Annotated in this window: 29 protein-coding genes, 1 pseudogene and 1 riboswitch; all 30 genes and pseudogenes read left to right on the top strand. The window is 37.8% G+C overall.

All coding sequences use genetic code 11. The annotated features are described in order from the left end of the window. The first annotated feature begins 150 nt into the window (after positions 1-150). A complete protein-coding gene (locus tag ACJ004_RS12200) occupies positions 151-2,331 on the top strand; it encodes a HAMP domain-containing methyl-accepting chemotaxis protein (RefSeq protein ID WP_410893275.1) in 2,181 nt (726 codons plus the stop codon). A 150-nt stretch (positions 2,332-2,481) separates the two neighbouring features. After that, on the top strand, positions 2,482-2,925 hold the full coding sequence (locus ACJ004_RS12195) for a YaaR family protein (RefSeq protein ID WP_410893274.1): 444 nt from the start codon (positions 2,482-2,484) through the stop codon (positions 2,923-2,925). A 19-nt stretch (positions 2,926-2,944) separates the two neighbouring features. Then, on the top strand, positions 2,945-3,376 hold the full coding sequence (locus tag ACJ004_RS12190) for a DUF6115 domain-containing protein (RefSeq protein WP_410893273.1): 432 nt from the start codon (positions 2,945-2,947) through the stop codon (positions 3,374-3,376). A gap of 16 nt (positions 3,377-3,392) precedes the next feature. Continuing rightward, positions 3,393-4,277 (top strand): flagellar hook-basal body protein, encoded by an 885-nt coding sequence (locus ACJ004_RS12185; RefSeq protein ID WP_410893272.1) that lies wholly within the window; start codon positions 3,393-3,395, stop codon positions 4,275-4,277. 26 nt (positions 4,278-4,303) lie between these two features. Next, positions 4,304-5,161 (top strand): flagellar hook-basal body protein, encoded by an 858-nt coding sequence (locus ACJ004_RS12180; protein WP_410893271.1) that lies wholly within the window; start codon positions 4,304-4,306, stop codon positions 5,159-5,161. A gap of 170 nt (positions 5,162-5,331) precedes the next feature. Continuing rightward, a complete protein-coding gene (fliD, locus tag ACJ004_RS12175; RefSeq protein WP_410893490.1) occupies positions 5,332-6,786 on the top strand; it encodes a flagellar filament capping protein FliD in 1,455 nt (484 codons plus the stop codon). Positions 6,787-7,127: 341 nt separating this feature from the next. Beyond that, on the top strand, positions 7,128-7,475 hold the full coding sequence (locus tag ACJ004_RS12170) for a carbon storage regulator (RefSeq protein WP_410893270.1): 348 nt from the start codon (positions 7,128-7,130) through the stop codon (positions 7,473-7,475). Positions 7,476-7,584: 109 nt separating this feature from the next. Then, positions 7,585-8,850 (top strand): flagellin N-terminal helical domain-containing protein, encoded by a 1,266-nt coding sequence (locus ACJ004_RS12165; RefSeq protein ID WP_410893269.1) that lies wholly within the window; start codon positions 7,585-7,587, stop codon positions 8,848-8,850. Positions 8,851-9,191: 341 nt separating this feature from the next. Beyond that, positions 9,192-9,308 (top strand): annotated as a pseudogene (locus ACJ004_RS12160) (flagellin); the annotation flags it as partial. Between the two features lie 63 nt (positions 9,309-9,371). After that, the gene (locus tag ACJ004_RS12155) at positions 9,372-9,653 is read left to right on the top strand and encodes a hypothetical protein (protein ID WP_410893267.1); all 282 of its coding nucleotides are present in this window, start codon (positions 9,372-9,374) and stop codon (positions 9,651-9,653) included. A gap of 524 nt (positions 9,654-10,177) precedes the next feature. Then, a complete protein-coding gene (gene flaG, locus ACJ004_RS12150) occupies positions 10,178-10,540 on the top strand; it encodes a flagellar protein FlaG (RefSeq protein ID WP_410893266.1) in 363 nt (120 codons plus the stop codon). 37 nt (positions 10,541-10,577) lie between these two features. Then, the gene (locus ACJ004_RS12145) at positions 10,578-11,153 is read left to right on the top strand and encodes a DUF6470 family protein (RefSeq protein ID WP_410893265.1); all 576 of its coding nucleotides are present in this window, start codon (positions 10,578-10,580) and stop codon (positions 11,151-11,153) included. 272 nt (positions 11,154-11,425) lie between these two features. Then, entirely contained in the window at positions 11,426-11,701 is a 276-nt protein-coding gene (flgM, locus tag ACJ004_RS12140; RefSeq protein ID WP_410893263.1) for a flagellar biosynthesis anti-sigma factor FlgM, read from the top strand. An 11-nt stretch (positions 11,702-11,712) separates the two neighbouring features. Then, complete coding sequence (locus tag ACJ004_RS12135) at positions 11,713-12,198, top strand: flagellar protein FlgN (protein WP_410893262.1); 486 nt, start codon at positions 11,713-11,715, stop codon at positions 12,196-12,198. A gap of 30 nt (positions 12,199-12,228) precedes the next feature. Further along, complete coding sequence (gene flgK / locus ACJ004_RS12130; protein WP_410893260.1) at positions 12,229-13,674, top strand: flagellar hook-associated protein FlgK; 1,446 nt, start codon at positions 12,229-12,231, stop codon at positions 13,672-13,674. Positions 13,675-13,684: 10 nt separating this feature from the next. Then, positions 13,685-14,575, top strand: coding sequence for a flagellar hook-associated protein FlgL (flgL, locus tag ACJ004_RS12125; RefSeq protein WP_410893259.1), 891 nt, complete (start codon positions 13,685-13,687; stop codon positions 14,573-14,575). 134 nt (positions 14,576-14,709) lie between these two features. Continuing rightward, a complete protein-coding gene (locus ACJ004_RS12120) occupies positions 14,710-15,330 on the top strand; it encodes a flagellar brake protein (protein WP_410893257.1) in 621 nt (206 codons plus the stop codon). Positions 15,331-15,635: 305 nt separating this feature from the next. Next, on the top strand, positions 15,636-16,538 hold the full coding sequence (locus ACJ004_RS12115) for a hypothetical protein (protein ID WP_410893256.1): 903 nt from the start codon (positions 15,636-15,638) through the stop codon (positions 16,536-16,538). Positions 16,539-16,755: 217 nt separating this feature from the next. Then, positions 16,756-17,136 carry a flagellar export chaperone FliS gene (gene fliS, locus ACJ004_RS12110; RefSeq protein ID WP_410893254.1) on the top strand — a complete coding sequence of 127 codons (381 nt, stop codon included), beginning with the start codon at positions 16,756-16,758 and terminating at the stop codon, positions 17,134-17,136. A 14-nt stretch (positions 17,137-17,150) separates the two neighbouring features. After that, positions 17,151-17,498 (top strand): flagellar protein FliT, encoded by a 348-nt coding sequence (gene fliT, locus ACJ004_RS12105; RefSeq protein WP_410893253.1) that lies wholly within the window; start codon positions 17,151-17,153, stop codon positions 17,496-17,498. Positions 17,499-17,710: 212 nt separating this feature from the next. After that, positions 17,711-17,795: riboswitch (cyclic di-GMP riboswitch) on the top strand. A gap of 147 nt (positions 17,796-17,942) precedes the next feature. Next, a complete protein-coding gene (locus ACJ004_RS12100) occupies positions 17,943-18,257 on the top strand; it encodes a hypothetical protein (RefSeq protein WP_410893251.1) in 315 nt (104 codons plus the stop codon). A gap of 149 nt (positions 18,258-18,406) precedes the next feature. Further along, the gene (locus ACJ004_RS12095; protein ID WP_410893249.1) at positions 18,407-19,090 is read left to right on the top strand and encodes a glucosaminidase domain-containing protein; all 684 of its coding nucleotides are present in this window, start codon (positions 18,407-18,409) and stop codon (positions 19,088-19,090) included. Between the two features lie 156 nt (positions 19,091-19,246). Then, positions 19,247-19,639, top strand: a complete 393-nt coding sequence (gene flgB / locus ACJ004_RS12090; protein ID WP_410893247.1) for a flagellar basal body rod protein FlgB — start codon at positions 19,247-19,249, stop codon at positions 19,637-19,639. Positions 19,640-19,644: 5 nt separating this feature from the next. Next, positions 19,645-20,100 carry a flagellar basal body rod protein FlgC gene (flgC, locus tag ACJ004_RS12085; protein WP_410893246.1) on the top strand — a complete coding sequence of 152 codons (456 nt, stop codon included), beginning with the start codon at positions 19,645-19,647 and terminating at the stop codon, positions 20,098-20,100. 11 nt (positions 20,101-20,111) lie between these two features. After that, positions 20,112-20,411 carry a flagellar hook-basal body complex protein FliE gene (fliE, locus tag ACJ004_RS12080; RefSeq protein WP_410893244.1) on the top strand — a complete coding sequence of 100 codons (300 nt, stop codon included), beginning with the start codon at positions 20,112-20,114 and terminating at the stop codon, positions 20,409-20,411. Between the two features lie 31 nt (positions 20,412-20,442). Then, positions 20,443-22,032 (top strand): flagellar basal-body MS-ring/collar protein FliF, encoded by a 1,590-nt coding sequence (gene fliF, locus ACJ004_RS12075; RefSeq protein WP_410893242.1) that lies wholly within the window; start codon positions 20,443-20,445, stop codon positions 22,030-22,032. Between the two features lie 5 nt (positions 22,033-22,037). Continuing rightward, on the top strand, positions 22,038-23,048 hold the full coding sequence (gene fliG, locus ACJ004_RS12070; protein ID WP_410893241.1) for a flagellar motor switch protein FliG: 1,011 nt from the start codon (positions 22,038-22,040) through the stop codon (positions 23,046-23,048). Continuing rightward, positions 23,032-23,859 carry a FliH/SctL family protein gene (locus tag ACJ004_RS12065; RefSeq protein WP_410893239.1) on the top strand — a complete coding sequence of 276 codons (828 nt, stop codon included), beginning with the start codon at positions 23,032-23,034 and terminating at the stop codon, positions 23,857-23,859. Before fliG ends, ACJ004_RS12065 begins: the two co-directional genes overlap by 17 nt. Further along, on the top strand, positions 23,843-25,165 hold the full coding sequence (gene fliI / locus ACJ004_RS12060; RefSeq protein ID WP_410893238.1) for a flagellar protein export ATPase FliI: 1,323 nt from the start codon (positions 23,843-23,845) through the stop codon (positions 25,163-25,165). The genes ACJ004_RS12065 and fliI overlap by 17 nt, the downstream gene beginning before the upstream one ends. Continuing rightward, complete coding sequence (gene fliJ, locus ACJ004_RS12055; RefSeq protein ID WP_410893237.1) at positions 25,162-25,596, top strand: flagellar export protein FliJ; 435 nt, start codon at positions 25,162-25,164, stop codon at positions 25,594-25,596. Before fliI ends, fliJ begins: the two co-directional genes overlap by 4 nt. Positions 25,597-25,598: the final 2 nt, after the last annotated feature.

Genomic DNA, 25,598 nt, shown 5'->3' with positions numbered 1-25,598 from the left:
AAACATCAAAAAATAAACAAACATCAAAAATAATATGGTAAATATAGACCATGACCTATAAATAATTCCTTCTTAATTAAGTCAATTTCCTTAGAAATTCCATCTTATAAGAGGGAATTTAAATCATAATTTGTAATTCGGAGGGTTAGTATGTTTATTAATAAAATGTTTAAAAGAATAAACTTAAAAAAAATGTCAACAAGAACAAAATTGATTGGGAGTTTTTTTCTAGTATTAGTTTTTTTGGCTATTGTGTCTATAACTGCATATTCAAATATTAGAATTCTGTCGAATAATATGAATGTTCTTGGTAAACAAAAAGTACCAGAGTTACAATTGGAAGGTGAATTGATAGAACATGTGACGAGAATAAGGTGGCTTGTAACAAAGTATGCGATAGAAAAGGAAAAGAATAAATTACCATCAATTGAAAAAACAATAAATTCAGAAGAATATCAAGTAAAAATACTGTCTAATAATTTGGAAAAGTATACAGGTAGTATAGAAAACAAAAGAACCCTAAAGCATTTTAATCAGTCATTTGAAGAATATATGAAACAGGTACATATATTAATAAAGTCTTATAATATGGATAACAAAGATGTATCAAAACAAATGGTTATCCTTGAACCTCTTGCTGATAGGGCTATTGAAAAGCTTAATTTATTATCTGATAGCACTAACAAATTTAATGATACAGTTATTAAGCAAGTTGAGCATGATGCTATTAGCTTCAAAATTGAAATCATAACTATGGGAATAGTTGCTTTCATTTTCATCGTATTTGTTGCACTGCTTATGATTAATCTCATCCGCCGTTCAGTAAATGGAGTTGTAAATAATGTAGAGGTCTCCACTAATTCTATTACAGTAATTAAAAATTCGATTGATCAAACGGCTATTAGTGCTCAAGTGTTAGATACTTCAATGAATAAAGCAAACGAGGCAATAATCGAATTAGTTTCTTCTATTCAACAAGTAGCAGGGAGCACGAATGTAACCTCGTCAAGAATCGATGAAATCTCTGCAGCTATAGAACAAATGAGCAATTCTATTAATTTAGTTAAAGAAAGTGCTGACCAGCTAGCCGTTTCTTCTGTAGAATCATCATCAGCTATCCAGGAAATGATGGCTTCCATTGAGCAGGTAGCCGGTAATGCTAGTAATGTTAGTGAAAGTGTAGAAAATTTTTCAGCTTCGATTGAAGAAATGAGTCAATCTTTTAAAGGAGTCAGCGAACATGCTGTAGGTTTGACAGATACTGCTGAACAAACTTCTGAAACAGTTGAGGAAATGATTGTTTCGATCAAACAGGTAGCCGCTAGTGCACAAACAGTTAACCAGTTAAGTAATGCCGTTAAGGATGACGCTTACGAAGGAACCATCTCCTTAAATGAAACTTTGAATGGGATGAAAGAAATATCTCAAGTTATTGACCAAACTAGTGTCGTGATGGAAAACTTGGGGAAAAGTTCAGAGGAAATTGGCAGTATTGTGGCTGTTATTGATGATATCGCCGATCAAACAAACCTTCTCGCACTTAACGCTGCAATTGAAGCGGCACGAGCAGGGGAACATGGAAAAGGATTTGCAGTTGTGGCTGATGAAGTTCGTAAACTAGCGGAACGTTCCGCAAATGCAACCAGAGAAATTGCAGCCCTAATCAAAGGGATTCAAAGTGAAACGACTGTTGCGGTAGCTTCTATCAAAGATGGTGCAGAGAAAGTAAAAATAGGTAATGAGCTGGCTGACAAGACGAACCAGGCGATTAGGAAAATTTCAGAAGGTATTGCACAGGTAACAGAAGAAATGAATCAAATTGCCAAAGCCACGGAAGAACAAACGAAGAATAGCGAATTTATCACAAAAGCGGTGGAAAGTGTAACCAGTCAGGCAGTAGAAATGACTCATTCCACGAAAGAACAATCCATAACCGCTGAAGCCATCGTTAAAGGCATTATTAATACAAAGGACCAGATCCACCAAATCTCGATTGCGACAATGGAACAAGCAAAAGGAAGTCACGCGATTGTGGAAGCCGTTGAAAATGTCACAAACCAATCAAGCTCAGTGACCATTGCTACGAAGGAACAGGCATTAACCGCGGAAGAAATTGTTCGTAATATCAACAGCATTAAAGATATGGTTCAACAAATGTTAATTGCCACCAATGACCAAGCAAGATATGGACAGGAAATTGCAATAGAGGTTGGGAATGTTCAAAAACAAACGGAAGAGCTTAATTCTAGTATTGATACTCAATCCAAAGAAGTAGAAGAAGTCGTAACTGCAATTACGGACGTCAATAAACAAATTAAGAGATTAAAATAAAAGATTTTTGATAAAAATGCCTTCTCGCAAGTGGAGGCATTTTTTTAATGAAATAAATGAAAAGTTAGGGTATAATTACAACATAATTTTGATTTATTTTGATATTTTTTTGAAGATAGATTTTGAAAAAATATAAGGGGGTGAATTCACTTGAAAATACAGGATCCAGTAAGAATAAATATAGGTGATTCGCGCCTGCCGGTAAGCGATCGTTCGTCAACCACTACAGCATCCTTTCAAAAAATAATCAATACCTATTCCAAGGAACTTACGAAGGATCATCTCCAGCAAATCCTGCAAGAAGTCGACCAGCAGGGACAGCGCTTAAGTGAAAATCCAACCTTTAGTGAACTGCGAAAATATAAGGATTTGGTTAAACGATTCATGGGTGAAGTGACAAAAAATGGTGTGGGTTTATATCAAACTGAAAGCTGGGACCTGTATGGGGGAAATAAAACCCTGAAAACCATTCAAGTCCTTGACCGTAAATTAATAGAATTAACCGATCATGTGATAAATCAGCAAAATGCTGGTCTTTCCATATTGGATAAGATTGGAGAAATCAAGGGGTTGTTGATTAATCTTTATACTTGAGTAAGAAGGGATCGATAAAGTGCAGTATTATCTAATTGAAGCGCTTTTAGTTGTGAGTATCATTGTTGTGCTGTATTTGGTCGTCAAAGTTTTTTCTCGGCAAAAATCGGATGACCAGCAGGATTTACATAAAAAAATAATCGAAAACCAAGGAATATTGAGTCGTGAAATCCATGAGCTAAAAGTGCTGTTGATGCACCATCAAACACTCATTCAGAATGAGCATGAACAATGGAAAGCAGAGTTAAAGGCATATAAAGCATCCGCCAAAATGGAGTCTAAAACTAAGACCAGCAACAGTGGACAGAATTTATTTTTAAATGATCGATACAAGGAGATTTTCGAACTTCAAGAAAAGGGTCTAACCGTGGATGAAATCGCTAAGCAACTCGGAAAAGGCTCCGGAGAAGTTTCTTTCATTCTCCAACTGGCTGTACAAGCACGTACCTAAGAAAAGGGGTTTTTTCATGTTAAGAGGTTTGTACTCTGCTGCTTCCGGAATGTTTTCTTTGGAGCGGAGACAAGAAGCACTTTCCAATAATCTCGCGAATGCGCAAACACCAGGATTTAAAAAGGATGACACGGTCATGCGGGCATTTCCTAAACTATTAATAGAACGAATTCAAGATTTTAATGAAAATATTCCTGGTGCCGCAGAGCTATCCATTCCAGGTCAGAATGTACGTATTGGAGAATTAACCAATGGTGTGTATGCTCAGGAACGCATTCCGAGCTTTGCTCAAGGGACACTTGTCCAGTCAGATTTACCTCTGGATGTTGCAATTGAAGACCAAAACATTCCTTTACAGGTAGTAAACGGGCGGACAGTCAAACCAACTGCTTTCTTTGCTGTCCAGTTACCTGATGGGACCGTTGGCTACACACGGAACGGGAAATGGGATTTAGACGCGAATGGAAATGTAGTCACATCTGAGGGGTATCGTGTATTAGGGGCAGATCACAAGCCGATTCAAATCACTGGAAGTATCCAAAAAGAGGATTTGACCATAAACGCTGAGGGGCAGCTAATTGCTAAAACAAATGACCCGACGAAAACAACGAATCTAGGTCAAATCGGCATAGCCATTGCTCAAAATCCGTATGACCTTACTCGGAAGGGTACCAATGTTTACACCTCCGAAAATCCATTGGTATTTATGCAGGACAATGCAGGGACAAATCCTGGAGTTTCATTACACCAAGGGTTCGTTGAACAGTCCAATGTAGACCTGGGTCAAACGATGACCGACATGATGTCAACGGTCCGTGCCTATGAAGCCAATCAAAAAGTAGTCGGTGCTTATAATACATCACTAGAACAACTTTACTCTGTCGGAAAGATTAACGGATAACCCATCCAGAATAGGAGAATAGACCATTGAATACGTCACTATATATTTCTTCTGGTGCATTACAGGCCTACCAACAAAAAATTGATACTACGGCTAACAATATCGCCAATGTGAACACGACAGGATTTAAACGAAAAGACCAAAGTTTTTCAGAAATCTTAGCTTCTCAACTCAACAATCAAGGTCGTTCGGATCAAGAGGTGGGCCGCCTCACACCAAATGGGCTCCGTGTCGGATATGGTACTCGTACGGGCCTTACCCAACTAGTAATGGAACAAGGACAAGCAACCCAAACAGGGAATCCTTTTGATTTGATGATCCAAGGCAAGGGATTTTTTCAAGTCGGTTACCCTTCCCAGACGGCTGGAGCCCCTGATGAAGTCAAGTACACACGGGATGGCAATTTTCATTTAAGTCCGAGTCCTAATAAACAAGGAAGCTATCATTTAGTCAACGCAAATGGCGGCTATTTACTAGATCAAAGTGGCCAGCCCATTGAATTGGATGGTCAATATGAAGTGAACATTCAAGCGAACGGACAAATCCACTTGAAAAATAAAGATGGCAAAGGAACTCCATTTGTTTCAACTCAACAAGTGGCGATCGTTGATATTCAAAACCCTCATATTCTTAAGAATGCAGGTGGAAATGAATACGCCATTGATACGACAGTGCTGCCTGAAGGCTCCAATGCTGCCAATTATGTAGATATGATGAATCCTGATGAGGTGCAGATGTTATCTGGATATCTCGAAGGATCGAATGTGGATTTAACGAAAGAGATGACGGATCTCATGACCTCGCAAAGAAGCTTTCAAATGAACTCACGTGCAGTATCTTACGCGGATCAGATGATTGGGATTGCGAATGGGATTTTAAGATGATTTTATCGAGACGTTTTTTAGCGTCTCTTTTTTGCATAGTAGATTTCAATAAAAATACTTAACTTTTTTATTTTTAAACCGATAATAGATTACAAACTATTATTTATTTTAAGTGATACATGAATGGAAAAGGAGTGAATAGATTGATTAATAGCAGTAATACATTGAGAGTGAGCGGCCTTGCCTCAGGGATGAATACGGATGAAATTGTCGCCAACCTGGTCAAAGCTCAAAGCAGTCGCTTAAACAAAATGCAACAAACAAAAATCTTATCAACCTGGAAATCTGATGCGTATCGAGACGTTAACAAAAAAGTTGATGAGTTTCGAAAAGCAATGGAAGGGTTGAGGTTGCAATCGACGTTTAATAAGCAAACTGTTAGCAGTAGTGATACTAGAATAGAAGTATCTACTGCTGGGGTCAGCACATTATCTGATTTTGTGATTTCCGAAGCAACTCCTGCTGAATCAGCCAAACCAGCAAGTGTAAGTTTTGGCAGTGCCTCTGCCAGTGTTCTGGCTTCTGGATTATCATTTAAACTTAACGGTTCGGACATTACTCTCGACCCTAATCTTACCTTTGATCAAGCTATTGCAAAAATAAATGAACAAAGTACAAATGTCAAAGCAGCGAGTGTTGGGGGTTCGTTGGTTTTTACCACAGTTGGTACAGGGAGTCCACAAAAAATTGATATTGTGGGTGTAACTGAACCTAACTCTTTTAATATAACCAATACAACAGATCCAACAACAATTGTCGGGTCCGATTCAAAACCTGGTACTGTTACAATAAATGGGATACAAATTACCGTATCTTCTAATAAATTTTCATATCAAGGGGTTTCGTTTACATTAAAGGAAAAAATACCTGCAAATAGTAATATTTCAGTGCAAGTTAGCAGCGATACGCAAGGTATCTTTGACAGTGTTAAGTCATTTGTGGATAAATATAATGAACTTATTGCTGATTTAAATGGGAGGTTAACTGAAAAACGCTATCGGGATTATCCACCATTACTAGATAATCAGAAAACGGAGATGAAAGAGAACGATATTAAATTGTGGGATGAAAAAGCGAAGAGTGGGTTGTTAACTAGTGATTCAACTTTAAGATCATTTCTGACAGAAATGCGTAACAGTCTATTATCTACTGTTCAAAATTCTGGGAGTTTTAATTCATTAAAAGATATTGGAATTAACTTCTCTAGTAATTATCTTGATAAGGGTAAATTGGTTTTAGACGAAGCTAAACTAAAAGGAGTTCTACAAACGAATTTAGAAGATGTTAAGAACCTGTTTACATCAAAAGAGACATCAACAGGTTCTGCCACAACAGCAACAGACAATGTTCTTCATGAGAAAAGTGGTTTTGGATGGAGAATTTATGATCGATTAAATTTAACTATTACACAATTGGGTTCATTAGCTGGATCTCCGAATTCCATTGTTGATACAAATAGCTATATGGCTAAACAAATCAAATCTCTGGACGCTAACATCGGTAGAGAGCAAGACAAGATTAATGCATACGAGAACAGACTTTGGAAACAATTCGGTGCAATGGAAAAAGCACTACAACAACTCAATTCTCAAGGATCTTGGCTTTCGTCACAGTTAGGAATGTAAACGAGAGAAAAAACCGAAATCTTATTTGGTCTAAAAACCTATTAAGATTACGGTTTTTTTATTAAATAGATTTAATAAAAAACTATCAAACAATTTGTTTAAATCACTAAACAATATTTTTGACCTGCCGATAATAATTAATAACAAGGAAATCTTTAAAAGCGAAGTAATAGAAATAAAAAAATTCTAAACAAATTATTTGAATAACCGATAATAATATTAACAAAGATTTACTTGTTAACCACTTTTTTTGAAATATCTTTTCAAAAACTACTAAACATTTCTTTTGAACATCCGATAATTAGAATAGTGATAGTAATTGAATCATGGAGGATGGTAATGTGCTCATTGTAGGCAGAGAAATTGGTCAATCAGTGATCATAGATGATGTCATTAAAGTTACTGTTCTTCAAATTGGTTCTAAACTAAAACCAGTTATCGATGTCCCTAAGGGAATGCCGATTTCTAGGGCGAAAGATATTGGTGGCAGTATGGATTATCTGAGAAAAGGAACTAGAATAATTGGGACTCCTACTTTAATTGGAGACAACATAAAAGTCACAATTCTCCAGACTGAATCAGGAATACTTCGCTTTTCGATTGATGCACCAAAAGAGATCAATATTTATCGTGAAGAATTGTTTAAAGGTAATCAATTATCAAACAATCAAAAAGCAAAAAACTTTTGATAAGTTAATTTTTGATAATAACCCCAAAGGGTTTATTATAGATAATTTTTTTATTGGGATATATCCCATACAAAATCATATTCAATGAATTCTAAGGAGGAATTTTATTATGCGTATTAACCACAATATTGCGGCACTTAACACACACAGACAGTTGAATGCTGCATCTACAAACCAATCAAAGTCAATGGAGAAATTAGCTTCTGGTCTTCGTATTAACCGTGCAGGTGATGACGCAGCTGGACTAGCAATCTCTGAAAAAATGCGTGGACAAATTCGTGGTTTGGATCAAGCAAGCAAAAATGCACAAGATGGAATCTCAATGATTGCAACTGCTGAAGGTGCCTTAAACGAAACTCATGATATTCTTCAACGTATGCGCGAGTTATCTGTACAATCTGGTAATGATACAAATACATTAGATGACAGAAAAGAAATTCAAAAAGAGGTTGAACAATTAAAATCTGAGGTAAATCGAATTTCTGGAACAACTGAGTTTAATACTCAAAAGCTATTAAATGGTAGCCTTGGGGTTACAGGAACTTCTACTGACAAAACTAAAGTAGATATTACATCTGCTACAGGTTTAACAAAAGGTGATTACGATGTAACAATCGATACAGCTGCTACAAAAGCTACAGCATTAGCGGGTACTCTTGACCTGAATACTGCACCAGTAGATGTTTCAGGCAAAGAGTTAGTAATTAATGGAACAAAAATCAATTTCTCAGGTATGACAGCTGCAACTACGCAAGATGTTGTAAATAAAATCAACGAATACAAAGATGTAACAGGTGTACAAGCAACTATAAGTACTGATTTTGTTAAACTAGATCAAACAGAGTTTGGTTCTAACAAAGACATTACATTAGGTGGAGCTGATGCTGCTGATTTTGGTGGTGCTGTTACAGGTGGTGTTGATGCTGTGATTACAGTAACTGGTCCAAATGGAGCTACAGAGCAGGTATCAGGTTTAGGCCAAACAGTAGGGTTTCATGGTGCGGAATTTGTTGCTAAAGGTGCAGCAACTGATTCAGAAACTGTTACCGTTACGGGTGGTGGAGCAACTCTTCAAATTGGTGCAAATAAGGACCAAAACATGACAATTGATATTAACGAAATTAGCACTAATTCACTTGGTGATAAGGCTAATAACAAAATGGTGAAAGACGTTAGCGTTTTAACACAAGCGGGTTCTAATGATGCAGTTAAGGTTTTAGATGAAGCAATTAAACAAGTTTCTGGTGAACGTTCTAAACTTGGTGCATTCCAAAACCGTTTAGAACACACAATTAATAACCTAGGAACTTCTTCTGAAAACCTTACAGCTGCGGAATCTCGTATCCGTGACGTAGATTATGCTTTAGCTGCATAAGCAGTAACAAGCACAGTCGTCCTAGCTGGTAACGGCTAGAGATCATTATCGGGTGAATTGCTGGAAACCCCTTAGAGCTTTTCTTGCCACAACGTAGTTGGAAACGACAAGCGTGATGGTTTGAAAAAAGAAAAGATTGGGCAATCAGCAGCCAAGCTCCTGTCTCGAAAGAGTGGAGAAGGTTCAACGACTAGGATATACCATCTAAGGCGTAAGCTATGATGATGAAATCCATAGGTGAAACAATGGTCATCAGCATTGTGAATCCGAAGTGCCCGACCCCTACTAGATTGCTAGAGGGTGAAGATATAGTCTGGTCATTTACGAAAGTAAATGTTCGCACGATGGCGAAAGAAATGATGAACCAAACTAAGAATTCAATTCTTGCACAAGCTGCACAAGCAATGCTGGCTCAAGCTAACCAACAGCCTCAGGGAGTTCTACAATTACTTCGTTAATATTTTTAGCCCAAGGAGTCAGTATTTTAACTGGCTTCTTGTCATTTAAGGAGGAATTATTTTTTGCGTGAATTTCAGCCAATTGTAAAAGTAGAAAAAGAATCAGGGGATTACGGAATTTTTTCTTATGTAGTTGATGGAACTGTAAAAGTTATTATAGAAGATATGTGTGGCTATAATTTCCTTTCTGATGATATAAAAGATGAGTTCATTATGGAAATTGAACAATTCAAATCTTCTTTAGACAATGCTCCAGACAATTTTGAGGATATCGATAGGGAAGAGATTAAGTCTTTTGTTGAGGAACTGCTTAATACTTATTTTAATTCTGGAAAATTAGCGTAATGACTACGCTAGAGTATAACTGGGTGAATTGCTGGAACTTCCTAAAGCTTCATCAACCACAACGTAACTGGAAACGGTAAGTGTGAAGGTTTGAAAATGATGAGGATGAAACAATGGATAATCAGCAGCCAAGCTCCTGTGAGGAAACTTTGGAGAAGGTTCAACGACTAGAGAACACGGTCTAAGGCAAAAGCTATGACTATGAATCTCGTAGAGCAGCACAAAGCTGTTCGAAGTGCCCAGTTCCATGAAAAACATGGATGAAGATATAGTCTATTCTGTAATCGAAAGATACAGTCGCAAAGCAAGCGAACCAACAACCACAAGGAGTTCTTCAACTTTTTCGTTAATATTATTAAAAGAGGCTTTGTTTATCAAAGTCTCTTTTTCATGTATTACCATGTTGTACAATATAATTGTAGGAAGTATTTAGATAGGATTATTTTTTTCAATAACTCTAAACATTTCCTTTATTCATCCGATAATAGTGTTTAATTGATACGAATTAAAGGGAGGTTAAAGAAATGGTAGACAAGTTGTCCAATTCTACTGCCCAAACAACGGAATATACTGTACCTAAAGTAGAGAGTGCAGCTAGAGTAAAAAAAATCTTACCAGAGAAACAAGAACAGCCTCAATCACAATCTCAATCCCAGTTACAATCAAAAGAAAAAACAGAAAAAGTCATTAACAGTATGAATGAGTTTTTAAAAGCTTCCAATACTCATTTGAAGTTCCAGTTTCACGATGATTTAAAAGAATATTATGTAACACTAGTAGATGATACAACTAATGAGGTCGTGAAAGAGATCCCCTCAAAGAAGTTACTGGATATGTATGCTGCAATGACAGATTATCTTGGCTTATTGGTCGATAAAAAAGTCTAGATACTAGGCGAAAAAAGAACAAAGATGGTGATCAAACATGCAGCTTCCGCAAATCCAACTTCATCAAACAAATGCCCAAATTGGACTACGCACAACACGGCCAGTACAAGAGATAGAACAATTGCCTGCCGAGCAATCGATTCAACAAGTACCGTCTACTATGAATATCGACCGTAAACCAGGCCATCTTGATATCGATCAAGAGCAGTTGTGGAATGAATTAAATTTTAAGAATAATAGTGTATTCATTGAGGATATGGAGGAGTTTGCTAAACAGGAGTTAATGGAAGCCATCTCTGAAATCTCTCAGGAAGGGGATCAATTAGCAGCGATAGATAAAAAGACGGATACGATCAATGCGATTGTTACCTCTAAGGCCAATCCTGGTCCGGCTGAGTTCAATATTGCTTTTATACCAAGCTATGGGTCTGTCAAAATAAACTATACACCAACAGAGTTAAGCATTGACTGGAAAAAGGGCGGAGCTGAAATACAGGTCACCCCACATAAACCCAATCATACCTATACACCTGGAAAAACCGAAGTCTACCTCCGCCAAATGCAATCGTTACAAATAGATTTTGTTGGCGGCAATATCAATACAAAATCATAAAATGAATTTTTGTACAGTGGAGGAGAAAACCTTCCGCTGTTTTTGTTTATCCCTTTAAATACATAATGAAATACCAGCCTGATTTTGATAAAATTAGACAGATTATGTAGTGATCGAAATAAAAACTTTTTTATTTAGGCTAGCCGCGGAAAGCGAAGTGCCTGGAGCGGAAATCAACATACAAGTTTAAACAGAGTATTTATTAAAAAAGAAACTAAACTTTTTTTTATAACTGCCGATAATGATTAATAAAGGAATAGGAGGGACTCGAAATGAGAATTAATGATACAAAATATGGTTTTTATTCCTACCAAAATCAACAGAACCGTTCTAATATAAATCAAACAACGAAAAAGACATCTACTTCTGCAGAAGTGAGCATCTCTTCACGCGGCCGGGAAATCTCTCAAGCGATGAAATCAGAGCAAGCCCAGCGTCAGCAACGGGTTCAAGAATTGAAACAGCAGATTGCCGACGGAGACTATCATGTGAATAGCAGCAAAATAGCTGAGAAAATGACAGCATTTTGGAAGAATACATCCATCTAGGAGACGAGAAAATGGAAGCTCTGAAAATACTTATAAAAACGATGGAAACAATGGTCGACGCTCATCGACGCTTACTCGACTTGGCCAAAGGGAAACAAACCTTGCTTGTCGATGGGAATATTCAGGAGCTGCAAAGCCATGTTTATCGTGAAGGCAAGTGCGTTGAGGAAATTCAAAAGCTTGAGCAGATTAGAAAGCAATACGTTCAAGTATGTATGGAACAAAAAGGAATCCAAGCTAATTCTTTTACACTTGAAGAATTAATTGAGGCCCAGGCGGATGAAAGCTCAAGAATCACGTTAACGAAAATTGCTAAGCAATTACGTGGAATCATTCAAGAGATTAGTAAATTGAATGAGAGCAACCAAAAATTGATTCAAACATCCCTTTCATATATTCAATTCTCGATCGGCATGTTCGCAAAGAAAGAACCAGCTATATGCTACGGTCCCAATGCGAAAAATCGTTATTCGAACATGTTGGATGCAAAGATTTAGGTAGTTTTTATTTTTTAGGAGGAAAAAGGTATGACTTCAACCTTTCACAGCTTAGAGGTAGGGAAAAGGGGACTGGCGGCACAACAAGCTGCGCTTTCTACCACTGGCCATAACATAGCTAATGCCAATACGACAGGTTATACACGTCAGCGGGCCGAAATGCAGGCGACCAAGCCGGTTTCCTTTCCAGGTATGCAAATCCAATTAGGAACCGGTGTAGAGGTTAATAAGATTGTTCGTTTACGTGAGGATTATTTGGATGTTCAGTTACGCAACGAAAATAAGAGTTTGGGTTACTGGGAAGCAAAGAGTGATGCGTTAACCAAAGTGGAGGAATTATTGAACGAACCCTCTGACGATGGATTAGCTTTTACAATGGACGAGTTCTGGAAAGGCTGGGAAGAACTCGCGAAAAATCCCGATAGCGCTGCTGCAAGGGCAGTTGTGCGTCAAAAAGGGGTGGCAGTAACCGAAACTCTTAAACATATATCGGAGTCATTAGATCAAATGCAGGATGACCTGAAACTTGTTATTTCTACGAAAACAGATGAAGTTAATTCCATTACAGCTCAGATTGGAAACCTGAATGATCAAATTAGCCGCCTTGTCCCTAACAACTATGAACCTAATGATTTGTATGATCAACGGGATGTCCTGATAGATCAATTATCTAAACTTGTCGAAGTGAAGGTTTCTCCTCCAAATAAGGATACTGGTGTGGTAGACATCTCTGTAGGCGGTGTAACTTTAGTATCAGGTAAAAATACTAATAGACTCACTGTAGATACTTCGAATGGAATGGTGGATCCCGCCAACATTAAAATTGGTGATACCCAAGTTACCTTAACTTCTGGTGAACTGCTAGGGAGAATCGAATCGTACGGAATCTTTGGGGGCGGATCGAAATCTACGATTCCTTCGATGAAGGATAAGATTAATAATCTAGCGATGACATTTGCCAACGCCGTTAATACCATCCATCAAGGCGGGATGAACCTGGACAATATTAATGGTGTATCAACTACTAAAGTGCCATTTTTTGTTGGAACGAGTGCAAATGATTTGGCTGTTAATCCAGAAATTATGAATTCACTGAACTTAATAGCTGCGGCAAAAGAGGAATCAGCAGGTCAATCTTCAACTGGAAATGGCAGTAACGCTCAAGCGATTGCCAATATTAAATTCACTTCACTTCTCTTTCCTGGAACTAATTCCACTGCTGATGACTATTATCGAAACATCATTGGACAGCTCGGGATTGATTCACAGGAGGCACAGCGCATGCAGAGTAACTCTGAAGTCATTATTCAGCAGGTAGACAACCGCCGCCAATCCGTCTCCGGAGTTTCGCTGGACGAAGAGATGGCTAATATGATTAAATTCCAGCAGGCCTACAATGCTTCAGCGCGAATGGTAACGGTAATGGACCAATGTTTGGATAAAATTATCAATGGCATGGGCCGGGTAGGATTGTAGGAGGGATAAGATGAGCTTGCGTGTGACTCAAAATATATTGAATCAAAATTTATTATTTAATTTACAGCGAACCAATAAGACGATGGACCGATTGCAAGAACAGGTATCGTCAGGCAGAACCATAAATAAACCTTCGGATAATCCAGTTACAGCTGTTCGCAGTATGTTTTACCGTTCATCCTTAAATGAAATTGATCAGTATAAACGGAACGCAGATGACGGTATTTCTTGGATGACTTCGACAGATGAATCGTTAGATGAGGTCACCTCCGTGCTGCAGCGGGTGCGGGAGCTTACCGTCCAAGGGGCGAACGGAACCAACAGTGAAACGGACCGGTATGCGATTGCGGAAGAGATCAACCAGTTAAAGGAGCATCTGGGTGAGATTTCGAATTCACAAATTGCTGGAAAATACATATTCGCCGGTTCAGATGTGAAGACTCCTCCTTACAATAGTGCAACTAATGAATTTAGTAATACTAACACGGAGAAACTGGAGTTAGTGGTCGGACAAAATAACACAGTGCAAATAAATGTTCACGGTACCGATGTTTTTAATAATGACGGTGCTGGAGGAATCTTTAAAGTCCTTTTAGATATCGTTGCTGATTTCCAGTCTCCGAATGCAAGTTCTTCAGATCACTTAACACAATTGGATAGTCAACTGGATAATGTCCTAAAAGAACGCTCGGAATTAGGGGCACGGATGAACCGGATGGAGCTAAGTATCTCTCGTTTAGAAGGACTTGAAGTCTCTACGACGCGTTTATTATCCGGTGAAGAGGATGTAGACATGGCAGAAGTGATTACCAACCTAAAGACCCAGGAGAATGTCCAGCGAGCAGCTCTTTCTGTAGGAGCACGAATCATTCAACCTTCGCTAGTGGATTTCTTACGTTAATTCCTTCGGGCTTCACAATTTTTATTGTGATTGCCTTTTTTTATGTTATTAAATTGGATAAACACTTAACTATTTTTACCATTTTCCGATAATGGAATAGTAAATATTTAACTATTAGTTTTTAGGAGGACCGTATGTATCCAAAAGTAAACCAAAAGATTACCATTGATCTAGTAAGCCATGACTTGTCTTGCAAAACCAATGTGGCCGAAGTGGGAGAAACGGAGATTTTAATCAGTATCCCATTAGATCGAGAAATACTAGGACTATTATCTATCGGAACTAAATTAGAGGTAACCTTTCTAACAGGAGGAAATAAATACGAATTTAAAACAGAAATTATCGGCAGGACCAAAGATACCATTCCATTATTGCGCTTAGTTAAGCCAAAGGAAAATGAAATTGTGAAAATTCAGCAACGAGAAAATTTTAGAGTGAACTCTAATTTACGATTAATTATTAATGATTCTGAACTACATACCATCAATATTAGTGCAGGGGGAGCATTATTCTCTAGTAGGTTGGATTTTCCACTACGTGAGGGTGATGAAGTAACTGGAACACTTTTTGTTCCAAATACCCAAAGTAAGGAAGAAGTGCCCATCTCTTTTCAAAGTAAAATTATTCGAATCATGAAAAGCCAAGAAAGAAAAAATGTGGCGATCGAATATACAAAAATAAATCGAAAGGATCAATTAAAGATCATCCAGCATTGTTTTGAAAAGCAAAGAAAAACTAAATCCAAGGAACAATAATCAAAAAAAATCAAACTAATTAATCCCTCTTTTGCTTAGAGGGATTTTTGTTAAACAACAAAATAGTTTACAGATTATTACAAACTTTATATAATTAACTTGAACATGAAAATAAAAATAAATTTTTATTTGATTAGCTACACCCATAAAAAAATTCATAAGAGCGAATCCATATAGTAAGACAACGATTATGAAGGGCGTTTGGAAAAAACAAAATTATTTTGTTTGATGAGATTTTTATAAGTATGGATAATATTGCTTAAAACCAATACGTTCATTTCTATAACCATGTAGGAGGTATTCTTATGAGTTTAAAAAATGCACTATCTGAATTGAAAGAAGCATTAGTCAACCACGATTTAGGACAATCAGAAGAGGCTTTCATCCATGAGTTGGAGAATAAAAACAATTTGAGATCAGGTTCATTGGTTTTTTATTTTAACAATTTGATGATTTTAAGCATGAATAATTTCGAAAATGATAATCAAAATCCTGAAGATACAAAAAAGATCAACCGCAAATGGACAAAAAATGAAATTGACTTTATGTTTGAATATATCAAGGGCCGTCAAGAAGAGGGTGCTTTGAACATAACAGAGATCCTTGAGGAGACAGCACAACTGTTAAACCGTGGTTACCAGTCTGTAAACTATAAATACTATTCGATCTTAAAGGCAAGTGAGAAAAAACAAGCATCAAATCAAACTGCCTATCAGTTTACAACGATTGCCCATAAAGATGTTCCTGTGACATCAGTCGAGGCTATCAAAGAGACGACCACGACACCTCAAACGAATCAAGTGACTCCTGCGGAAGATAGTGATCTGTTGGATATTTTGTCAGGCCTAATTAGCAATGTTCAACAAATTCCTAGTATTAACCTGAATGAGATGTTAAGGGGTTTATACCAACTAACGAACATGGCCCTTCAGAATCAGGAAGCCACAGAAGAGGTTGAGAGAATGAAATCAACCATTAATCTGGAGAAAGAAGCTCTTCGTGATAAACTGGATAAACAGGAACAGCAATTATTGCAGGAGAAAAAACGCAATGACGAATTGCAAATAGAGGTTTCAAAACTAGCGAAGGAAATTACTGCATTTAATAAGCTAGGTGATGCAGCAAAAATCCAAAATCTTAAAACCTATAATCAAAGACTTAACTATCTTATTGATGGGTTTGGGATTGTCCTTCAGGTCGGCAGCTAACTCGAATGAATAAAAAAGATAATCCATTCTTAACTTTGGATTATCTTTTTTATTATATTTAGTCAGTTTCAAATATAGCTAGTAGTAAGTATTGTCACGCTTACATATTGAGTCATCAAAGATTACCAAAATTATTCTCGGGAGTGCTTAACTTTTTTACGCTTCATCCGATAATTCATAGTAAATAGGAATTGTATTTAAAAAGGAGCAAATAATCATGGTTTTAAATAATCCATATCAAACCTATCAAAAACAAGCAGTGACTACCTCTAAACCTGAGGATTTAACCTACATGTTATATCAAGGATTGGTTAAATTTATAAGATTATCTAAACATGCACTACAAAATAATAACCTAGAAGAATGCCACAGCAATAATTTACGGGCCCAAGATATTCTAAGCGAATTAATGGTGACCTTAAAACAAGGATATAGCATCTCAGATTCCTTATTTTCAATGTATGATTATATGAAATCACGTTTGATTGAAGCAAATCTGAGTAAAAATTTGGACTTACTTATTGAAGTGGAAGAGTTTGCTTTAGAATTAACTGAAACATGGTCTGCTGCTATGAAATTAAGTAAAACTAAAAGCTAAGGTCTGGGATCAATATGGAAGAATTAATTGAAGCTATTTATAAGATGACAAATGATATGAATCGCTGTTTAGAAGAAGAAAAGTTTGAGGAATTTGAGATCTTGGTAATTGATCGACAGACGTTAATGAGCAAAGTGGATGAACTGAAGAATAAGGAAACCAACTTCGAATATTCTCCAAACGCGAAGCAACGTTTGCAGTATATACATGCCATTGATCAGCTTATGACACAGTTAGTAGAAAAGAGTTTAACTGAAACCAAAATTCTCATCAATCAAATGAAAAAGCAAAAACAGGTTTCGAAACATTATCATCCTTATTTTAATCAAACAAATGGTGTATTTTTAGACTCAAAAAGATAAACTGACCTATTTTTAGAGTTTCAAGAATAGGTTTCTTTTTGTTAATGTGACAAGTTTTGACGAAAATATGGGCAAATTGTCATATTTATGCACGAAATAGTCTAAAGTACCTAGTTAATTCGACACAAAATGATAAAATAGTCGGATATTCGATAATGGTAAAACATTCTATTATTTGATTAAGAGATTACTTCGGATACTGAAACACAAAATCTCGATCAAGGCAAAACTGGTGAAAATCAGTGGCGCAAAGCTAAAGGGGCTAAGGGTAATTCACTATGCCAGCCAGCTGCCCAAAGATAGGGTGTTTTTACTAGGTGGAAAAATGTCGAAATAGGTATAGGACTCTATACCTGCAAAGCATTTTTTGTCTGCTAACCCCCTTCGGTAGAGGCGGGGTTATTTTTATACTCTTTAACACCAGTTAAAGGAGAGGGCGAAAAAATGTTCCTGCAACATGTGAAAACTGAAGAACGGGTGAATCACAAGATTTTAGACTTTTTGGAATTTAGAAAGAAGAAACCCTTCTTTATGAAACCGGTTAAAGTGACAATTGGATATCCAATCAACAGTTCCTATTATATTGTGAAAAATGTAGTTTATATGGGAAAACAAATTCTTGCGATGAAGGAAGAACTTGATACGACTTCGATTGTTTTAGTTGAAGGGACGATAGAAAATGGTCAACTAACATGTGTTTCAATGCTTTCGGAGGAGTGTTTGGGTGACGTAAGCAGGTTATTAGAAGGAGCCATTTAAACGCTTTCAACCTTGAAAACGAAATGGTTAAATAAAACTTCTTTATAATGCGTGACCACGGATCGCATCGTTGTCACGCATCTTTTCTGTCAAAACAAACCAGCTAGAACGTTAATAATGAGCATTCTATTAAGGGAAGGAGTATTCCATTGATTATTGGTGATGATTGGTTTACAAAAACGATGTTAATAAATACTTTATCCCGTAATGAGCAAGTAAAATCACAAATGGGGACAACCAAGATTGATTTTGGTGATCTTTTTACTTCAGTTTTAAATGAATTAATCCAAAAGGAGTTGCCAATTTCCTCTACACCAACTCTTCAATCGTTTGTAGATAATTTACCATCTAATAATTTAGCCTTAGTTAATGAAATCCCTAATACGGGACTTCTGAATAACACATTCAGTACAAACGAACCGTTACGTTTTCAAACGATCAGTTCAGAAAAGATAAATCAAATACTGGATGGGAAGCTCAAAGGAATGGGGGACGCGTTTATTAGTGCGGGTCAAAAGTATAATGTCAATCCTGCTTTATTAACAGCTATTGCCCAACATGAAACAGGAAATGGAACATCAAAAGCAGCCTATGTAAAGAATAATGTGGGTGGAATGATGGGGAAATATGGTTTGAAGTCGTATTCTTCGATTGAAGAAAGTATTATGGATATGGCTCGAAATCTAAGTAAGAATTATTTAGGGATGGGACTAACAAGTATTTCAAAAATTGCCGGAAAATATGCGCCCATTGGTGCGGATAATGACCCAACTGGATTAAACAACCATTGGGTAAATGGGGTTAGCAAGTATTTGGGACAACTTAAAGCATGATTTTAAAACAGTAATTAGTCATCTTGTAACATCTATGTAAAATTTGTTATAGATTTGCAAACCTTTTTTATAGTATATTGATTTATGGAAATAAAATGATATTGATATACTATCGAAATTTTTCAAAGTTTTTTAGTTAGAAAGGAGGGGGATCATTTGAACAATATTAGCCTCCTACAAAAGGCCTTAGATGCCTCAAGTTTACGCCAACAAGTTATTTCTAATAATATTTCAAATGCAGAAACTTCAGGTTATAAAGCAAAACAGGTCGTGTTTGAAGATGTACTAAAAAAACACCTAAACAATCAAACTAATTTTGTTGGTAATCGTTCTGATGCTCGTCATTTGGTAATTGGCAATCCAGCAGATATACCTACAGCCAATATTGTAGAGAATACAAATTCCGTAATGCAAAACAATGGTAATAACGTAGATATTGATGAAGAAATGACTCGTATGGGAAAGAATTCGCTCTGGTACTATACACTTACCGAGCAAATTAACAGTGAATTTCAACAATTATCGATTGCCATTAAAGGAAGGAGTTAAGGTATATGTTTGATTCATTAAATATTAGTGCTTCAGCCTTAACCGCTCAGCGTCTGCGAATGGATGTGGTATCGGCTAATATTGCTAATGCAGAAACTACAAGAGGAACATTTGTTAATGGTAAATGGGAGCCGTACCGTCGGAAGTTGGTTATGATGGAGCCGCGAGAAAAATCCTTTAATCAAATTTTACAAGGTGAAATGCAAAAACAAACAGAATCAAAAACACAGCTGCAAGGGGTAAGGGTTTCAGGAATTGTTAATGACAAGACCCCATTCAAACCGGTCTATGACCCAACAAACCCAGATGCCAATGCAGATGGATACATAATGATGCCAAATGTGGATGTATCAAAGGAAATGATCGATTTACTTGCTGCCTCAAGAGCATATGAAGCAAATGTCACGGCCTTCAATACAGGCAAGTCGATGATGTTAAAAGCTCTTGAAATGGGCCGTTAGGAGGGAAATAAATGGCTGTTTCTGGTATTAATTCTGGTTTAATCAAAATTAATCAAAATCCTTTTCAAAAAGTAGATTCTACTTCAACAAAAACTTCGTTTGCAAATATAATCCAAGGGTATTTGGAGAACGTGGATACCACGGTAAAGCAGGCTTCGGACCTTACGGTAAAAGCGGCAGCTGGGGAAGTAAACAACATACATGATGTTACAATTGCATCTCAAAAGTCTAAGGTAGCGTTAGAACTTACTGTTACTGTGAGGGATAAGGCGATCGAAGCTTATCAAGAAATGATGCGGATGCAATTTTAAAAGAATGATAGAAAGCTAGGCAGGGTGAGAGATGAAACGATCATGGACAGATCAACTTAAACAAACAGGAGAGCTCTTCAGCAATTACTGGAGGTCAAAAAGCTCGAAACAAAAAGGACTCATCATAGGGACATTTTTGGTTCTTTTAGTTGCCCTTTCTACCTTTATCTTTTTTGCGTCACGCCCTCAATATGTACCATTATATACGGGTCAACTCTCCCAGCGGGAAGTTGGGGACATTAAAGCAGAATTAGATAAGCAGGGTTACACAGATTATAAGCTATCCGAAACCGGCACCAGTTTGCAGGTTCCGCAAAAGGATGCACCTGACTTATTAGTAAGTCTTGCTTCGAAAGGATATCCGAAAGATAACAAAATAAATTACGATATTTTTGGTGAAAATTTATCTTTTGGGGCAACAGATCGGCAATACGACATCCTTGAACGTGAAGCGATGCAAAATCAAGTAGCTGAAGTCATCAAACATGTGGATGGGATCGCAAATGCTGAGGTAATTGTAACTTTGCCTGAAAATTCTGTGTTTATTCGCCAAGGTGATGAAGAAAAAGCTAGTGCGTCTGTCATGGTAGAAGTAGAGCCGGGAGCAAAACTTAGTTCTCAGCAAATAAAAGCCCTTTATACTTTAGTGGCACGAAGTGTACCGAATCTGCCGGTAGAAAATATCACGATAATGAACCAGTACAGCGAGACTCTTGCATTAACAGATGATGACAGTGAGGAAGGGCCGCTGGATAAATATGATGAACAGCGCAGGGTTCAAAAAAATGTTGAGCAGGATATTCAGCAGGATCTGCAAAGTTTATTGGGGAACATTCTCGGAACCGATAAAGTATTTGTACATACGTTCGTCAAAATGAATTTTGATAAAATCAAAACAGAAGAAAAGTTGGTAAAACCAACAGATGAAGATAACAATGGTATTGCTGTTAGTTCTGAAAAAACATCTAAATCCTACACAGGAACTGGATCCAATCCTGGTGGTGTTGTAGGAACCGGAGAGACAGATGTTCCCGGATATGTAGGAACTGATTCTGGCGGTGATAGTAATTATGAGGAATCGGAAAATAGAGTTAACTATGAAGTTAACCGTATTAATAACGAAATCATAAAAAGTCCGTATCAAATTGAGGATATTACTATAAATGTCGGTGTCGAACCGGATTCAGGAAACGCCAATACCTTATCAGCTGCTACACAGGAGAATATTAGAAATATTGTTGCGAATACGGTTCGTACGGCGCTTGGCCATCCAGAATTAACCCAAGCACAGATTGATGAACGGATTACCGTTTTCCCTCATGCCTTTGCCAAAAATACAACTGAGGAAAGTGCAACATCAAATAATTGGTTGCTTATTGGTGTAGCCGCGGCTGCAGCTGTTCTTTTAATCGGCGGTCTGATCTGGTGGATGATGAGACGTAGAAGACAAAAAGAAGAGTTAGAGGAAGAGTTAGAATTTGGATCTGCACCAGCTAAAGAACCTGACTATTTTGAAGAGCAGGATATGAGTGTTGAAAGTCAATTGAAGAAATTACTAGAACAAAGACCGGAAGATTTCTCAAAAGTAATTAGAACATGGATACATGAAGAGGAGGTATAAGTCCCATGGCTTCTGCATTAAAGTTGAATGGAAAACAAAAAACAGCAATATTGCTTATTGCGATGGGAAAGGAAGCTTCTGCAAAAGTATTCAAGTACCTGCCTGAGGAAGAGATCGATCAGATTACACTTGCAATTGCAAATATTCAAAAGGTCGATCCGAAAGAAAAAGAAGAAGTATTGAAGGAATTTCATGAAATGTGTATTGCTCAAGACTTTCTTCAAATGGGTGGTATTAGTTATGCACAGGATGTGTTAGAATCCGCCCTTGGTAAAGACCGTGCTCAAGAGATTATATTCCGATTAACGACACAGCTTCAGGTGAAGCCATTTGACTTTGCACGCCGTGTCGATGCAATGCAAATCTATCATTTTCTTCAAAATGAACATCCGCAGACCATTGCACTAGTACTTGCCCATTTGGAGCCGCAGCAATCGTCAATGATTCTTGCTTCCCTCGATGACGAATTGCAATCGGATGTTGCTAGAAGAATTGCGATGTTAGAACAAACTTCACCGGAAGTTATTAAAGAAGTAGAAAATATTCTCGAGCAAAAGCTAGCATCAACTATTCGTCATGACTTTAGTGTGGTTGGAGGAATTGACGCGATTGTCAGTATTCTTAATGGTGTGGACCGGACCACCGAGAAGAGCATTCTCGAGCAGCTTGAAAGGAAAGACGGGGAACTGGTTGAAGAAATCAAAAAACGGATGTTTGTCTTTGAAGATATTATTACTCTGGATAAACGAGCCATTCAACGTGTAATCCAGGAAGTAGATAACCAGGATTTGCTCTTGGCATTGAAAGCCTCAAGCCCAGAAGTCAAAAAGGTTATTTTCGAAAATATGTCTTCACGGATGGTCGAAACCTTCGAAGAAGAAATGCAATATCTTGGACCGGTTAGAGTCAAGGATGTTGAGGAATCACAAGGAAGAATTGTTTCTATCATTCGCCGTTTGGAAGATTCGGGCGAGTTAGTCATTGCACGAGGTGGGTCGGATGACGTCCTATTCTAAGGTGTTTAAGTCCTCCCATCTCTCTTTGATGGAAGAAAAAAAAGTAATTACCCAGCCTCGAATATTTTTCAGCACTAATGAAGAAGATGCCAATCATCAGCTGCTACTTGAAGCAGAGGGTTCTTTAGGGTATAGTGCACAGAAAATAATCCAAGAGGCGAAAGAACAAGCCCATTCGATCGTTGTAGCGGCCGAACAAAAGGCAAGTTCACTTATCGAAGCTGCTGAAGAAAAAATGAACCAATGGTGGGAAGAAAATCATCACAAATTAGCGGTCCTAGCACAAGAGTCCGAACAAAAAGGCTATCAAGATGGCTACATCGCTGGTAAGCAAGAAGCAGAGCTTGAAGTTGAAAGAGAGTATTTAGGAAAAATCGAGCAGGCACAAAACATGTTAGAACAGGCCTTTGCCCAAAAAGAAGCGATTATTTCTGAGGCTGAGCCTTTTCTGCTCGAGCTGAGTACAGTTATTGCAACCCATATCATAAAACAGGAATTAACTAGTAATCCTGACCAATATGTTGAACTGATTAAACAGCATATCATCCGCTTTAAAGAAAAAGAATTTATTACCGTCTGTGTCCATCCCGATGATTTTGATTTCATTCAAGCACAACGGGCCCATTTAGTTGCCGTAGTTAATGGTGAAACAGAAATCAAAATCATCCCTGACCATTCTGTTACGTCGAAAGGATGTATTATACGGACGGCCTATGGAAGTGTGGATGCCAGGATTGATACACAAATTGAGGAAATAAAGAAGGTCATTCTGGAAGCGAGAAGGGAGCCGGAAAGTGGAATTATCAGCTGAAAAATATGCCAAGCTTATTCGCAGCGTTGATCCGGTTCGAGTTAATGGGAAAATTACGCAAATCATTGGCCTTACCATTGAATCACAGGGGCCTGACGTTAGAATTGGTGAATTGTGCTCTATTTACCCAACAAATTCTCAAATTCCCATTCAAGCGGAAGTCGTCGGTATTCGAGAAAATAAAGTGCTGCTAATGCCTCTTGGAGAGGTTCGTTCCATTGGTCCAGGCTGTGATGTGGTTGCTAGTGGTAAACCGATGATGGTAAAAGCAGGCCGCCATTTGCTAGGCCGCATTCTTGATGGATTAGGTCAGCCCATCGACGGCAAACCAATGCCTGTTGGCTTAGAGGAAGTTCCTACCCATGCGGTTCCACCAAACCCATTAAGCAGACCTAGGATTCATTCACCATTAGGCGTGGGTGTTCGAACAATTGACGGATTATTAACCATGGGGAAAGGCCAGCGGATGGGAATCTTTGCCGGTAGTGGTGTGGGTAAAAGTACACTCCTTGGGATGATTTCTAGAAATACGACCGCGGATGTCAACGTCATTGCATTAATCGGCGAGAGAGGGCGGGAAGTCCTCGACTTTATCGAACAAAACCTTGGTGAGGAAGGGTTAAAAAAATCTGTTGTCATTGTAGCAACATCTGATCAACCTGCTCTGATTCGAATTAAAGGTGCGTTAATCGCTACTTCCATTGCGGAATATTTTCGTGATCAAGGAATGGACGTCATGCTTGTCATGGATTCTGTTACTCGCTTTGCCATGGCCCAAAGGGAAATCGGCTTAGCGATTGGAGAACCGCCAACAACCAAGGGGTATACACCGTCAGTATTCGCCATGCTTCCACAGTTATTAGAGCGGGCAGGAACAGGACCAAAGGGATCTATTTCAGCGATTTATACTGTTTTGGTTGATGGAGACGACATGAACGAGCCGATTGCTGACGCTGTTAGAGGAATTTTAGACGGTCATATTGTCCTTAATCGTGCGATTGGGGCTAAGGGGATTTTTCCAGCGATTGACGTGTTAAACAGTGTCAGCAGGGTGATGACGGAAATAACCTCGGATCAACATGTAAACGCTGCACGAAATTTTAAAAACTTGTTAGCTTCCTTTAATTCAGCAGAAGATTTAATTAATATTGGGGCATACAAAAAGGGTTCGAACCGTGATATTGATTTAGCGATGCGTCTAAAGCCGCAAATGGATCATTTTTTACGGCAAGGAATCTATGAACCTTCTAAACTAGAGGATGCCGAATCCTTCTTAACAACACAATTTGGAGCGATCATGCGATGAAATTTAACTTTTCCTTTCAAAAAGTACTTGATTTCAAAGAAAAAGAAAAAGAGATAGCTCATCAAGAATATGGCACGGTTAAACTTCAACAATCCCAACTAGAGGAACAAATAGAAGGTCTGGAAATGGTAAAGGATGAGGTGTTCAACCAATACAACCAAGTCCATCGAAAAACAGTTTGGGAGATTCAAGAGCTTCAAAATGAAATTGACCATGTCAACCAACAAATGAAAAAGCTGGAGCATCAATCCCAGTTAATACACCAAGAAGTAGAACAAAAACACCAATTGCTAATCGAAAAATCACAGGAAGCAAAAATGTGGAATCAATGGAAAGCAAAATCCAAGGAAGCTTTTCAACAGCAATTAAATCGACAAGAGCAAGCCATGTTGGATGAAATGGCCATCCTTCGCTATTCCCGGAGGGTATGAGG

The organism is Neobacillus sp. 204 (genome assembly GCF_046562815.1).
GTDB lineage: Bacteria > Bacillota > Bacilli > Bacillales > Cytobacillaceae > Neobacillus.
This window is presented reverse-complemented; position numbering and strand designations above follow the sequence as displayed.

Coding starts and splice junctions, on each gene's coding strand:
- ACJ004_RS12200 (WP_410893275.1), top strand. CDS start 151: ATGTTTATTAATAAAATGTTTAAAAGAATAAACTTAAAAAAAATGTCA.
- ACJ004_RS12185 (WP_410893272.1), top strand. CDS start 3,393: ATGTTAAGAGGTTTGTACTCTGCTGCTTCCGGAATGTTTTCTTTGGAG.
- ACJ004_RS12165 (WP_410893269.1), top strand. CDS start 7,585: ATGCGTATTAACCACAATATTGCGGCACTTAACACACACAGACAGTTG.
- flaG (WP_410893266.1), top strand. CDS start 10,178: ATGGTAGACAAGTTGTCCAATTCTACTGCCCAAACAACGGAATATACT.
- ACJ004_RS12145 (WP_410893265.1), top strand. CDS start 10,578: ATGCAGCTTCCGCAAATCCAACTTCATCAAACAAATGCCCAAATTGGA.
- flgM (WP_410893263.1), top strand. CDS start 11,426: ATGAGAATTAATGATACAAAATATGGTTTTTATTCCTACCAAAATCAA.
- ACJ004_RS12135 (WP_410893262.1), top strand. CDS start 11,713: ATGGAAGCTCTGAAAATACTTATAAAAACGATGGAAACAATGGTCGAC.
- flgK (WP_410893260.1), top strand. CDS start 12,229: ATGACTTCAACCTTTCACAGCTTAGAGGTAGGGAAAAGGGGACTGGCG.
- flgL (WP_410893259.1), top strand. CDS start 13,685: ATGAGCTTGCGTGTGACTCAAAATATATTGAATCAAAATTTATTATTT.
- ACJ004_RS12120 (WP_410893257.1), top strand. CDS start 14,710: ATGTATCCAAAAGTAAACCAAAAGATTACCATTGATCTAGTAAGCCAT.
- ACJ004_RS12115 (WP_410893256.1), top strand. CDS start 15,636: ATGAGTTTAAAAAATGCACTATCTGAATTGAAAGAAGCATTAGTCAAC.
- fliS (WP_410893254.1), top strand. CDS start 16,756: ATGGTTTTAAATAATCCATATCAAACCTATCAAAAACAAGCAGTGACT.
- fliT (WP_410893253.1), top strand. CDS start 17,151: ATGGAAGAATTAATTGAAGCTATTTATAAGATGACAAATGATATGAAT.
- ACJ004_RS12100 (WP_410893251.1), top strand. CDS start 17,943: ATGTTCCTGCAACATGTGAAAACTGAAGAACGGGTGAATCACAAGATT.
- flgC (WP_410893246.1), top strand. CDS start 19,645: ATGTTTGATTCATTAAATATTAGTGCTTCAGCCTTAACCGCTCAGCGT.
- fliE (WP_410893244.1), top strand. CDS start 20,112: ATGGCTGTTTCTGGTATTAATTCTGGTTTAATCAAAATTAATCAAAAT.
- fliF (WP_410893242.1), top strand. CDS start 20,443: ATGAAACGATCATGGACAGATCAACTTAAACAAACAGGAGAGCTCTTC.
- fliG (WP_410893241.1), top strand. CDS start 22,038: ATGGCTTCTGCATTAAAGTTGAATGGAAAACAAAAAACAGCAATATTG.
- ACJ004_RS12065 (WP_410893239.1), top strand. CDS start 23,032: ATGACGTCCTATTCTAAGGTGTTTAAGTCCTCCCATCTCTCTTTGATG.
- fliJ (WP_410893237.1), top strand. CDS start 25,162: ATGAAATTTAACTTTTCCTTTCAAAAAGTACTTGATTTCAAAGAAAAA.